The organism is Hydrogenophaga pseudoflava NBRC 102511 (assembly GCF_001592285.1).
Taxonomy (GTDB): Bacteria; Pseudomonadota; Gammaproteobacteria; order Burkholderiales; family Burkholderiaceae_C; genus Hydrogenophaga; species Hydrogenophaga pseudoflava.
Genome location: NZ_BCWQ01000008.1, coordinates 99,776 through 112,223 on the forward strand (window position 1 = coordinate 99,776; position 12,448 = coordinate 112,223).

General features: G+C 67.7%; 11 protein-coding genes. 2 read left to right on the forward strand and 9 right to left on the reverse strand.

Features of this window, described 5'->3' with window-relative positions:
* From HPS01S_RS11475 to HPS01S_RS11515, 9 genes are all read right to left on the reverse strand, one after another.
* Window positions 1-558, reverse strand: coding sequence for a nitrous oxide reductase accessory protein NosL (locus HPS01S_RS11475; RefSeq protein WP_066155728.1), 558 nt, complete (start codon window positions 556-558; stop codon window positions 1-3).
* Window positions 555-1,382, reverse strand: a complete 828-nt coding sequence (locus HPS01S_RS11480; protein WP_066155731.1) for an ABC transporter permease — start codon at window positions 1,380-1,382, stop codon at window positions 555-557. Before HPS01S_RS11480 ends, HPS01S_RS11475 begins: the two co-directional genes overlap by 4 nt.
* Complete coding sequence (locus HPS01S_RS11485) at window positions 1,379-2,323, reverse strand: ABC transporter ATP-binding protein (protein WP_066155734.1); 945 nt, start codon at window positions 2,321-2,323, stop codon at window positions 1,379-1,381. The genes HPS01S_RS11480 and HPS01S_RS11485 overlap by 4 nt, the downstream gene beginning before the upstream one ends.
* Window positions 2,304-3,554, reverse strand: a complete 1,251-nt coding sequence (locus HPS01S_RS11490) for a nitrous oxide reductase family maturation protein NosD (protein ID WP_066156061.1) — start codon at window positions 3,552-3,554, stop codon at window positions 2,304-2,306. The genes HPS01S_RS11485 and HPS01S_RS11490 overlap by 20 nt, the downstream gene beginning before the upstream one ends.
* A gap of 41 nt (window positions 3,555-3,595) precedes the next feature.
* Window positions 3,596-6,232 (reverse strand): 4Fe-4S binding protein, encoded by a 2,637-nt coding sequence (locus HPS01S_RS11495; RefSeq protein ID WP_084397312.1) that lies wholly within the window; start codon window positions 6,230-6,232, stop codon window positions 3,596-3,598.
* Between the two features lie 101 nt (window positions 6,233-6,333).
* The gene (gene nosZ, locus HPS01S_RS11500) at window positions 6,334-8,268 is read right to left on the reverse strand and encodes a TAT-dependent nitrous-oxide reductase (protein ID WP_066155737.1); all 1,935 of its coding nucleotides are present in this window, start codon (window positions 8,266-8,268) and stop codon (window positions 6,334-6,336) included.
* Window positions 8,265-8,645: a hypothetical protein gene (locus HPS01S_RS11505; protein WP_143434212.1), complete on the reverse strand. Its 381-nt coding sequence runs from the start codon at window positions 8,643-8,645 to the stop codon at window positions 8,265-8,267. The genes nosZ and HPS01S_RS11505 overlap by 4 nt, the downstream gene beginning before the upstream one ends.
* A gap of 111 nt (window positions 8,646-8,756) precedes the next feature.
* Window positions 8,757-9,143: a fluoride efflux transporter CrcB gene (gene crcB, locus HPS01S_RS11510; protein ID WP_066155743.1), complete on the reverse strand. Its 387-nt coding sequence runs from the start codon at window positions 9,141-9,143 to the stop codon at window positions 8,757-8,759.
* 22 nt (window positions 9,144-9,165) lie between these two features.
* Window positions 9,166-10,164: a recombination-associated protein RdgC gene (locus HPS01S_RS11515; RefSeq protein WP_066155745.1), complete on the reverse strand. Its 999-nt coding sequence runs from the start codon at window positions 10,162-10,164 to the stop codon at window positions 9,166-9,168.
* A gap of 199 nt (window positions 10,165-10,363) precedes the next feature.
* Here HPS01S_RS11515 and HPS01S_RS11520 point away from each other — a divergent pair, with 199 nt between their 5' ends.
* Window positions 10,364-11,077, forward strand: a complete 714-nt coding sequence (locus tag HPS01S_RS11520; protein ID WP_157576266.1) for a hypothetical protein — start codon at window positions 10,364-10,366, stop codon at window positions 11,075-11,077.
* Window positions 11,074-12,438, forward strand: a complete 1,365-nt coding sequence (locus tag HPS01S_RS11525) for a Tle-like phospholipase domain-containing protein (protein ID WP_503826368.1) — start codon at window positions 11,074-11,076, stop codon at window positions 12,436-12,438. Before HPS01S_RS11520 ends, HPS01S_RS11525 begins: the two co-directional genes overlap by 4 nt.
* Window positions 12,439-12,448 lie beyond the last annotated feature (10 nt).

Sequence of the window (12,448 nt, forward strand, 5' to 3'; positions counted from 1 at the left end):
TCACATGCGCGTGTCTTGCTGCGCGCCGCCGCTGAGATCGACCATTGCGGGCTGGATCTCGGCAAAGCGCAGCGCCCGGCCGCCCTGCTGCTGCACGAAGGCCTGCGCATCGGCGTCGCTGGCGAAGCTGATCGCGGTGGGGCCCATCGAACCCTTGCGCCGGCTGCCCAGCACATAGACCGCCTGGCGGGCGTCGATCCAGTGGCCGCGGGGCTGTTCCCAGTCGGCCTTGGCCATGTCCTGCACGAAGGCGCTGACCACGGTGCGCACCTGCTCGGGCGCGAGCAGGGTGGACAGCAGTTCGGTGGTGTCGCAGAACCACTGCACCTCGGCCACGTTGGCAAAACGGATCTGGCCCTTGGGGCCTGGGTAGTCGGACAGCAGCATGCCGTCGAGCGAGCAGCTGGAATGCGGCTGGATCTCGGCGGGCGCCTGGGCCTGCGCGGACGAGGCGGTGTCCTGCCCGCAGCCTGCGAGGCTGAGGGCGGCGAGGCCGGCCAGGCCGGCGCAGCCGCACAGCAGGCGGCGCCGGTGGATGGAGGGAAGGTCGGGGTTCATGCGCGGAATCTCCAGGAAGCGATCAGCAGGGGCCCGGCGATCCAGGCCAGCATGGCGGCCGTCAGCCCGCCCACCTGGCCCATGGCCGGTGGCAGGATGCTGGCCAGGCCGTACAGGCGCTGGGCATCGTCGAGCGAAAACACGTTGAGGATGCGGAAGATGTCGGCCGGGTTGAGCAGCAGCAGATAGGCGAAGGCCTCGCCGCCGACCTGGCCGCCGGTGGCCACCAGCAGGCCCAGCAGCAGCAGGTCGAACACCAGCACCAGGCCGAACCAGAGCGCAATGGCCAGGCCCGAGGCGCGGGTGCGGTCGCGCGCCAGCACCGACAGCAGCACCGCCAGGCTCAGGAAGGCCAGACCCAGCAGCACCGAGCTGAGCACGAAGCCGGCGTAGTGGTAGAGCGCGCCGAGGCCGAAGCGCTGGTACAGCACGCCCGCCACCAGCGCGAAGCCGGCCACGGTGGACAGCGTCAGCGCCGCGGCCAGGCCCAGGTACTTGCCCAGCAGCAGTTCCAGCCGGGTGATGGGCAGCGCCAGCAGCAGGTCCAGCGAGCCGCGCTCGCGCTCGCCGACGATGGCGTCGAAGCCCAGCAGCAGCGCGATCAGCGGAATCAGGTAGATCACCAGGCTGACCAGGCTGGCGATGGTCAGCTCGATCGAGCGCGGACCGATCTGGCCCTGCGCGGCCGAGCCGAAATAGGTGATGAGCAGCGAGAACGCGGTGAACACCACGGCGACGGCGAGCACCCAGCGGTTGCGCAGGCGGTCGCGGAATTCCTTGGCGGCCAGCGTCTGCATCTGGTGCCAGGTGAGGGCGGGGATCATGCGGCCTCCTTCAGACCGAAGTACACGTCTTCCAGCGAGGGTTCCTGCACCTGCAGGTCGGAGAGGCCGGCCTGGCCCAGCCAGTGCAGCACGGCCATCTTGTGGGCGCGGTCGCAGCGCAGCACGCGCTGGTCGGCGGCCACGGGTTGCCAGTCGAGCATGGCGCCCGCCAGTGCGTCGGGCCGGCGCTGGTCGAGCGTGTGCAGCTGCCCGGGCGAGCCGGTCAGCACGAAGTTCAGGGGCATGCGCGAGCGCTCGCGCAGCGACTGCACCGAGCCCTGTGCGCAGACCTTGCCGTTGCTGAGCATGGCCAGCGCATCCACGCGCTGCTGCAGCTCGGCCAGGATGTGCGAGCTGATGACCAGCGTCACGCCCTGCTCGCGCAGCGCATCCAGCTGCTCGTAGAAGGCGCGGATGGCCGAGGGGTCCAGACCGGTGGTGGGTTCGTCCAGCAGCAGCAGGCGCGGTTCGCCCAGCAGGGCCTGGGCAAAGCCCAGGCGCTGGCGCATGCCCTTGGAGTACTCGCGCACGGCCCTTTGCCCTGCGTGGCCCAGGCCCACGCGGTCCAGCAGCTCGCCGCACTGGCGCTCCGGCGCGCCCTTGAGGCGGGCGAAGAAGCGCAGCGTCTCCAGGCCGCTGAGGTTGTCGTAGAGCACCAGGTTCTCGGGCAGGTAGCCCAGCGTGCGCCGCACCGCGCGGAAGTCCGGTCCGTTGACCAGGCTGCCGCTGATGCGGATCTGGCCACGGCTGGGCCGGATCAGGCCCAGCACCAGCTTGAACAGGGTGCTCTTGCCGGCGCCGTTGTGGCCGATCAGGCCGAACAGCTGGCCGCTGGGCACGGTGAGGTCCACGCCGTCGAGCGCGTTCAGCGGCGCCTTGGCGGTGCCGTAGGTCTTGGTCACGCCTTCCAGGCGCAAGGCATCAGCGCTGTGTGTGTTCACGCCAGGTGCTCCATTGGGGGTGGGCCGGCACCATGGCCGGGTGGGGGTCGACCACGCTGGGCACGCGCAGGACGGGGAATTGCTGGCCGAGGATGCGCAGGGCCTCCACGGCGGGGCTGCCCATGAGCAGCTGGACGATGGGGTGGCGCCACTGCAGGCGGTCGACCAGGTCGTTGGCCTCGTAGCCCACGTCGCCGACGCCGTCGCCGTTGCGGTCCCAGCCGCGGTAGTTGCTCCAGTGGTTGCCCTGGCCCGGCTCGGGTCGGCCCCAGGGCTCGTCGCGCGCGCCCACGTAGCGCACCTGCTCGCGGTTGGCGATGAAGTCGTTGCCCACCACCTGGTTGCGCGTGGAGCCGGCCGAGAGGTGCACGCCGACGCGGTTGTTCACCACCAGGTTGCCGCGCAGGGTCACGTACTCCACGTCGTAGATGAAGAAGCCGCGGTCGTTGTCGGCCACCACGTTGCCCTCGATCACCGAGTCCTGCATGGTGCGCAGCATGATGCCGTGGTCGGTGTTGCCCCAGGTGCGGTTGCGCCGCACCACCTGGTCGCGCACCTCCATCAGCGCCAGGCCGCCGCGGTTGTTGTAGCTGTCGTTGTCTTCCCACAGGTTGTGGTACGAGTTCATGTAGTGCGTGCCGTAGCGGCTGTGGTGCAGCCGGTTGCCGCGGAACTCGGCGTGGTGCGAGACGTCGACGTAGAGCGCGTCGCGCACGAAGCCGATGTTGTTGCCGACGATGCGCGCGCCCTTGGTGTTGTAGAGCTGGATGCCGTTGCCGCGCTGCGCGGAGTTGAAATCGCGCAGGCCGGTGATGAGGTTGTGCTCGATGCGCACGTCGTCGGCCTTCTCGATCCACAGGCCGAACAGGTTGTAGGTCAGGTCGCAGCGGCGCACCACCGCACGGTGCGCGCCGGGCTGTAGGTAGATGCCCGCGTTCTGGTCCTTGAGGCTGGTGCCCGAGTCGCGCACGATCAGGCCTTCGATGAGCACGTCGGGCGCGGTGACGCGGATGGTGTCGCCCTTGCCGCCGCCGCTGAGCGTGGGACGGCCGACGCCGCGCAGCGTCAGCGGCTTGTCGATGCGCAGGTTCACCGCGTAGAAGCCGCGCTGCACCTCGACCACGTCGCCGGCCGCCGCCTGCGCCACCACGGCTTGCAGGTCCGCGCCGGGCGCCACGGGCCAGACCGCGGCCCAGGACGGGCCGGCCAGCGCGAGGCCGGCCACTGCCAGCCACGCACGCAACCGCGCACGCAGCTGCACAGGCCAGTGGGTCACGCCAGCGCTCCCAGCGACTTGAGCAGCAGGAACAGCGTGGCGCCGATCAGCAGGTTCTTGAAGCCGACGTAGCTGAGCATGTCCATCCAGTTGGCCTCGCGGTAGCGCGCACGCCACCAGGGGCCGTCCTTGACCACGCGCTTGCCCTGCATGCGGATCAGCACCTCGTACACGCTCCAGCCGAACCACCAGCCGATGATGGCGCTGGCCGAGAGCCGGCCATCGGCCGCCAGCACCCAGGCCGCGGTGGCCGCCAGCGCCAGCGACAGACCGGCGTAAGCCAGGGCGCGCTGGTTCTGCCAGCCGTCGCGGCTCCAGGGCCAGAGGTGGTGCACCAGCTCCTGCCAGAGACCGCGCACACCAGGGGCTCGGCCGCCCGGCCAGGGCTGGGCCGGTGGCGTGGGCATGCGGGGGTCCGGACCTTGTGCGGCCTTGGCGCTGACCTGCGATACCGCGGGGATCACCGTGAGCGGGATGTAGTAGCCGTCCCGGCCAATGGGCGTGATCAGCAGGCCGTCGCGTTCGCGCCGCTTGCGTTCCTTGGCCAGCGGCGGGCAGCCCTTCTCGTCGGTGTAGAGCACCATGCAATCCAGGCAGTGCAGACACTCGCGGTGGTCGATGCGGCCGTCGGCGTCGATGGCCTGGGCACCGCAGCCCACGGCGCAGGCCTTGCAGCTGTTGCAGTCCTGCTTGCGCCGCAGACCGAACCAGCGGAAGGTGCTGGGCATGGCCAGCGAGGCGCCCAGCGGGCAGATGTACTTGCAGTACGGCCGCTCGATGAAGATCGACAGGCCCAGGATGGCCGCCACGAACAGGCCATAGGGCCAGCTGCGGTTGGTGATGCCGACCAGGAAGGTGGTCTTGAACGGCTCCACCTCGGCCAGCACTTCGGCCAGGCCCATGGAGAACATCGACACCACCAGCAGGCCGAAGAAGATCGCGTACTTCAGCCACTTCAGCCGGTCGTGCAGGCGCTGCGGCACCCGCCGCTGCCAGCGTTTGAGGCCGATCTTGCCGGCCACCTTGTAGATTGCCTCCGACAGCGAGCCGAACGGGCACATCCAGCCGCAGAACAGGCCGCGCCCGAACAGGAACACGGTGACGATGATGAAGATCCAGAACACGAAGATGAACGGGTCGGACAGGAACAGCGACCAGGTCCACTGGAACAGCAGCGAATGGAACCAGGTCAGCACCTGCGTGATCGAGGGCTGGGCCATGACGCCGAAGCCGACGAAGGTGATCGACAGGGCCCAGGCGCTGTACTTGAAGGCGTTGACCGGCCACTTGTTCTTGTGCGTGGAGCGGCGGGTGAGCTGGTCGCGCAGCGCGTAGACCACGGTGACGGCCACGAGCAGCGCCACAAACAGGGCGATCTCGACGGCGCGGGATTTCCAGATGCGCACCCAGGGGGCTTCGGGTTCCTGCACCACCGGCCGGCCACCCTGCAGCAGTTCGTCGGGCAGCCAGTAGCGCGCTTCGAAGTTGGCGAAGCTGCGGTGGCCCGTGGCGCGGTCCACCCGGTTGCCCAGGAAGGCCAGGCGCCAGGGGTGTGCGGCCGAGAAGGCGCCCTTGCGGATGATGAAGATGCCGGACTCGGTGGGCGACGGCGCACCGTCGGCCTCCAGCCCGTAGAGGTTGAGGTAGTCCAGGTCGCGAAAGGTGAAGGCGTCGGCGCCCTGCTTGACCTGGATGCGGTCGTACAGCCCGCCGCGCACGAATCCCGAGCCCTTGAACGACTCCTGGCCGGCGCTGCGGATGACGAAGAAGGCGTTGTCGCCCGGTTTGAGCTGGTCGTGCAGGTTCTCGAACCCGCGCTCGCCGATCAGGCTGCGGCCGAGGTCGGGGTGGTTGAGGTCACCGAACCACAGTTCGATGAAGGGTTCGGGGCTGCGGTCCAGCCCGACCTGTTCGGGCATCACGCGCAGGCGCTGCACCGCGCCCATCTGTTCCAGTTCGCTCCAGTTGTAGCGGCGCTTGTGTTCCGCAAAGCGGGCCGGTTCGCGCACGGTCGGCGCGATGATGCCGACCTGCCGCGCCACGGCCGAGCCGGAGAGCTGCATCACCTGGTTCTGTGCGATCACGGTCACCGTGGCGCCGGAGATGGCGTCCACGCCCAGCACGTTCTCGTCCGGGCGCGAGGGACCGACCTCGATCGTGTCCTTGACCGATTTGCCCAGGTACTGGTTGTTGAAATCGACAAGCGCTTTTTCGGGAATGCCCAGCAGCAGGATGGGCTCGGAATGCTTGAGCACCTTGACGCCGACGTAGCGGCCCTGCAGGTCCATGCCGATCAGGGTCACCACCGGTTTGCCCGAATACGCGGGTGTGTCGGTGATGTCGGTGGACAGCATCACGTAGCCCAGCAGCCGGCGCTTGCCCGGTTGCTGCGGGTCGGCCTCGCCATAGGCCTCGACATAGGGCGGCTGGCCCATGCGGGCCGAGAAGGCCAGGGCGCCGGGAAACACCTCGGTGCAGGGCACGCGCTCGCACAGCGCAGGATGGCTGGCCAGGTCGTCGGGGAGTTTGGCTTCGTAGGACTGGGCGTGGGCCACGCGGTCCAAGGGCATCAGGGTCAGCAGACCCAGCCAGAAGGCGGCCAGCGCAGAGGCCAGCAGGCGAACAGTCGACATCTTCAATCTCTCTGTTGTCGCCGGCGGCGGGGCATCACGGTGATGCACCGCCGCCGGCGGACAGCTTCCCCTGGCGGGGAAGGGGCCTCATCGGCCCGTCGTTACGCTTCCACGATCATGCGCGAGCGCATCTCCAGGTGCAATGCGTGGCAGAAGTGCGTGCAGTAGCACCAGAACACGCCCGGCTGGTCGGCGATGAACGTGACCGACGCCGTTTCCTGCGGGTTGACGATGAAGTTCACGTTGTAGTTGGGGATCGCGAAGCCGTGGGTCAGATCCTCGATCTTGTCCAGGTTGGTCAGGATCAGCGTGACCTCGTCGCCCTTCTTGACCTTGAACTCGCGCAGGCTGAAGGCCGGCGCCTGCGAGGTCATCTTCACCGTCACCTTCTTCCCGTTGCGGAACACGCCCGACTCCTTCGGGTCCTTGACGGCGTTCGGGAAGTCGTCGAGCGAATAGACCTGCTTGGGCTTGACCAGGTCGCGCTTGAAGATGATGAAGTCGTGCGGCTCGCCGCGCACCGGGTGGTCGCCCATGAGCACCATCTTCTCGCCCGAGATGTCGATCAGCTGTTCGTTCTCGGCGTGCAGCGGGCCCACCGGCAGGAAGCGGTCCTTGGAGAACTTGCAGCCCACGGCGAGGTACTTGCCGTCGGCGGCCTTGGTCTCGGACTGCGAGGCGTTGATGTGGCCCGGCTGGTAGTGCACGTCGATGCGGTCGACCACGTACTTGGCGGCCTTGTCGCCGGCATGGAACTTGATGGCGGCGTCCACGTTCCACTTGACCACCTGGCTGTCCAGGAACAGCGTGGTGTAGGCGTTGCCGCGGCCGTCGAAGGCGGTGTGCAGCGGGCCCAGGCCGAGTTCAACCTCGGCCACGATGGCGTCGTCCAGCTTTTCAAGCTTGCCGTCGAACCACTCCAGCACCTTGCTGAGCTCGATCACCGTGGCGGTAGGCGAGAGCTTGCCCGCGCAGATGAAGTACTTGCCGTCGGGGCTGGCGTTCACGCCGTGGGGGTTCTTGGGAACCGAGACATACGCCGTCAGCGCCGTCTTGGGATCCTTGTTGGCTTCGTGTGTGCCGTCCACCACAGGCACTTTCGATGTGCCGATGGTCTTGAACTTGCCGGCCTTGACGGCCTCTTCGATGCGGGCGATGTTGAAAAACAGGCAGGCGTCGCGTTCGGCGGACATCATGTCCTCGTACTTGGCGCCCATTTCGATGTTGTACTGGTTGGTGGCCGCCAGCTTGCCGTCATACGACGTGGCGGTGAGGTCGCAGTTGCCATCGATCAGCACCTGCCAGCGCACCTCCATCGATTCGGCGTCCACGCAGGTGAACATCGAGCGGTACTTGCTGCTGTCCTCGGTGCCCGTGTTGGGCAGGGGGATCGAGAACTCGGCGCCGCAGAACACGCGTGTGGTGTAGTTGATGGCCGGATCGACCGGGTCGGCCTTGTCCGGGAAGATGCCATGGAAGCCCTGCACGTTGGGCAGCTGGGTGATCTTGTCGCAGACGAAGTAGTCCAGGCGGATGCGGGCCAGGCGGCTGTTGATCTTGTCGTTGATCCAGGCGTAGCGGCCGTCGTAGTTGCCGTCCTTGTAGGAGGCGTGGGTGTGGTGCGTGTCGGCGACGGTGTAGCGCAGCGAACCATCGGCCTTGGTGCCCATGATCGCCTTGGATTCGTTGGTGATGCCCCAACCGACCAGTGCGTCGGGTACGAAGCAGGGGATGCGCAGCAGTTCGCGGCCGGAGGGCATGCCCAGCACGCGCATGTCGCCCGTGTGGCCACCGCTCCAGAGACCGTAGTAGGTGTCGAGTTCACCGGGCTTGAGGTGGCCGGCGGCGGCTCCCGAGGCAGCGTGCGCCGCATCGGCGGGGGCTGCAGGGGCGGCGGGTGTGGCGGCTGTTCCGGCGGACTTGTCGGTGCAGGCCACGGCGCCGATGGACAGGCCCGCCAGCGCGGCGGTGTTCAGGAACTTGCGACGCCCCCAGGCGGCGCGGTCTTGATCGTTGGAAATGCTGTCGTCTTTCATGTGAAAACCTCTAGGGTTGGGCTTGGGAAACGGGGTGGCCCGCGCGCGGGTGGCGGAGTGGCCTCGGGAACGGGGTGGCGTGTGGCCGTGGCGACGGCACGCTGGTGGTGGCCAAAGTCCAGCAGCCAGGCGTCACTGATGGGAGGCGGGGAGGGCAGCGCCGTCGGCAGGCACAGCGCGCAGTCCAGGGCGTGACCGGTGGTCGCCGGTGCGCCTTCGTTGTCGAGGTCCACCCACTGCAGGCCGGTGCTGCTGCAGACCGTGGTGCTCTGCGGCGGCTGGATCAGTGGTGAGGCGAACACCAGAGACCAGCTCACCAGCAGGCACCACAGCACGGGGCATTGGCAGCGGCTGCGGAGTCGGCTCAGGAAAAGCATGGGCGGACTATAGGTCCGATATGCTTCATAAAAAATGAATCTTTAAGGGCAATTGACATTCGTCAATTGCGCTCCCCGGTGGTGTGGTGCGCAGACGTCAGTGGCGCCGTGTCAGGTGGTCGGACCGAACCAGGTGCCGGCCATCTTCATGCCCAGCAGCGTGAGCGCCAGCGAACCCAGCAGGTGCAGCGCCGCCGTGCCGAAGGCCAGCAGGTAGCGCGCGTGCTGCAGCATGGACACCACCTCGGCCGAGAAGGTGGAGAAGGTGGTGAGCGCGCCGAGGAAACCGGTGACCAGCGCCAGCCGCCAGGCCGGGTCCAGCTGCGTCTGGCTCTGGAAGAACACCACCGCCACGCCGATCAGCCAGGCCCCGATCCAGTTGGCGGCCAGCGTGCCCCAGGGCAGCACGGCGTGGCCCTGGTTGAGCCACAGGCTCAGCTGCCAGCGCGAGAGCGCGCCGACGCTCGCTCCGAGGCTGATGGCAACGATTTGCAGCATGGATCAGGCGCCGCTGAGCGTGTCAGAACGGCGCGTCGCCGTCGCCCACGGCGGTGACGGCTTCCTGCTTGGGTTTGGCCGGCGCCGACGCGGGCTCTGCACCCGGCAGCGCCGCGCCGGGCTCGATCTCGCCGCCCAAGGCTCCGATCAGCGCCGGGATCAACTGGCTCAGCTCGCCGGTGGCCAGGGCCACGTCGGTGTCGAAACCGCTCTCGTCGTCGTTGGGCCGGTCGTCGAACACGCCTTCCAGAAAGGCCAGCTTCTTCAGCTGCATGGATTCGGTCAGCGTGAAGCCGATGCGGCCTTCCCAGCTGAGTGCCAGCCGCGTGGGCAGCTTGCCTTCGGTGAGGTGCTTGCGCACCTCGTCGGTCAGCAGGTGGTGGCGCGTGAACTTCACGGCCGATTTCTCTTCGTCAGCCGACTTGAGCTCGCACTCGCGCTCGACGTTGAAGCCTTCGGGCCAGTCGTTCTCGGGTTCGGTGGTCGCCAGCCACTGCGTCATCGCGGTCTGCGGCGTCATGGCGGTCTGCAGCAGGGTGAGGGCCAGGCCGTCGAAGGCGCGCACCAGCGCGGTCACGACCTCGTCGTTCTTGCCCTGGCTGCCGGCGTCGGTGACCAGCAGGCCGTTCTTCATGTCGAACCAGACCCAGACGCTGCCGCGGCGCGGAAAGGCCTGGGGCAGCAGTGCCTGCAGCGCGTCTTCGCGCAGTTCCTTGGTTTCCTTCTTGCCGGGCTTGCGGCCGGTGGTGGCCTCGATGTGGTCGGCCGCTTCCTGCGCCTTTTCCTTCACCACGCTGCCAGGCACAGCCTTGGTCTCGATGACCAGCTTGAGGATGCGCTGGCCGGCCACGGATTCGACCAGCGGGCCATGCTCCTCACCACGCGGTTCGGCCCAGCCGACCGACTTGTCCTGCGAGGCGCTGCAGGGCACGAAACGCGCCGCGTCCAGCGCGGCCTCCATCGACTCCAGCGTCGCGTCCCAGCCGGGCGCGATGCGGTAGATCGTCACATTCTTGAACACGTGTTTCCTTGGGTTGCAGGCCGTCAGCGGCCGACCTCCCCTGCCGGCGGCAGGAGAGGCCTGGGATCTGGGCGTTCGATGATACCGAGCCGGTTGGTATGTCCAGGCGTTTGCCTATACTGCCGGCGGAACAGATCGGGCAGGGCGGCCAACAGATGTGCACCAGCGACCCTGCCAGCAAAACATCAAGGAGGTGTGTGTGCATGAGTTGCCTTTCAACCGCGGCGCCCGTCTGGCCTGCGCCATCGTCATGTGGGGGACGCTGATGGCCTGCCAACCCACCGCCCCAGCCGCGCCTGCGCCGGGAGCATCCGCTGCGACCGACCAGCCCACCGGCGCGCAGAAGAACGACCGGTCGGAGCAGGCCCATCTCTTCAAGCTCAACCCCTCGCCTCGCCGGGTGTTCGAGGTCACGTTCGAGATCCACGATGCCCCCGGGCCGCTGATGGCCGTGCGGGGCAGCGCCGGTTACAGCGCGCCGCAGGTGCCCAACTGCACCTTTGTCACCAATGCCTGGGCAGGCACCTGGGGCACGCCGTTCAAAGGTCTGAGCCTGCCCGTCACACCCGCTGGTCCGAATCGCTTCGTGATGACGGTGGCGCTGGATGCCATGCTGGACGAGGACTACTACGGCAAGGGGGTGTGCCGCTGGGAGATGGGTGGCGCGGGGGCGGGCTTTGCTGCCAGTGCGTCGGAGGAGGACACGCGCTATGGCCTCAGCCTGGATGCGAAGGAGTTCGTGGACGGTGCCACGTACCGGCAGCACTACTGGAAAGGGGACTATCCAAAGCTGGAGACGCGCGATTCGGCTGTTTCCGTGAGCAACCCCGGGCGGCGCGATCCTGACGGCTACAAGGAGCCCTTCCGCTCCAACCTGTTCTCCATCACCGCACAAGTGAAGGCCAAACCATGAGTGTCTCCAGTCAGCAATACGCAGACTTGGCGTGGCATGTGTACAAGCCAGCGCAGGCTGCGAATTACGACCGTGGCGATGATTCGGCCCCAAAGGTCGTCTCCGACGGTGTCACGTTCCATGTCCGTGCCCATGTGGACAACCCCAGGACCGGGTACCAGGGCACGATTTACCAGCGCCGCGACACGGGCGAGTTGGTGGTTGTCCACAGAGGCACTGAGTTTGATCGGGAGGCGTTCAAGGACGGCGCTTTGGCAGACGGTGGCATGGTTCTCAATCGTTCCAACCTCCAAGCGGAGGATGCAATAGCCCTGACGCGCGAAGCTCTCCGTTTGAAAGTGGCGGATGAGGCGCGGAACTTGACTTCTGGCCCTGTCACCACCACCGGCCACTCCCTGGGCGGCACGCTGGCCCAGGTCAGCGCCCACCACTTCGGTCTCAAAGGCGAAACCTTCAACGCCTATGGGGCGGTCAGCCTGAGCCGGCGCATTCCCGAAGGCGGGCACTCGGTCATCAACCACATGATGGCGGGCGACGCGGTGAGCGCGGCCAGCCCGCACTTTGGAGAGACACGGCTCTATGCCCGGCCCGAGGAGGTGAAGACGCTGCTGTCCAAGGGCTACGACAACCAGACCCACTGGAGCGACGCGCTGAGGGGTTATTCGCCCATCAATATGGCCACTGGCACCACCCCGCCCAGCACCCTTGGCGCGGCGGTGGCGCTGGGGGGCAGCCACAGCATGCACCACTTCGTGGAGGTGGACGCCAGCGGCCAGCCCGACCGCTCCATCCTTGCCGATCCGCAGGCGCGCAGCCTGGCGCAGCAGCAGTCGGTGCAGATTGGCGAGTACCGCCGGGACGTGCGCCAGATGCGTGGCGTGCTGACGGCGGTGTCTCGCGGCATCGATGGCAACGCCCGCGACGCCATCGACACGATCCGCGGACCGCTTGAACCGGGTGAGCCTGCCCAGCGCGAGCCGCGCAAAGGCGCCGCACTGGACCCGGCGGCCTTGCCCGAACCGACCCGGCGGTTGCTCGATGACAGCCGGGGTCATGTGCAGCGGCTGGCCGGCCAGCACGGACTGCCCTGGGACCAGGGCATGGAGAACACGGTGCACGCGGTGGCGCTGGGCGCGCGCGAGGCCGGTCTGTCGCGCATCACCCACTTGCGTGCGGATGGGGGCCAGATCCGCGTCGCGGAGTTCGATGGCCTCGGCTTGAAGGAGGGGGCCGTCGATGCACGGCAGGCGGCCAACAGGCCTGCGGATGAATCGTTGCAGCGGCTGGCCGCGGCTCCGGACCCGGCCGCCGAGGTGGCGGCTGTTCAGCCCCAGGACAGACAGGCGCCGGTCAGGGCTTGAGCCTCGCAAC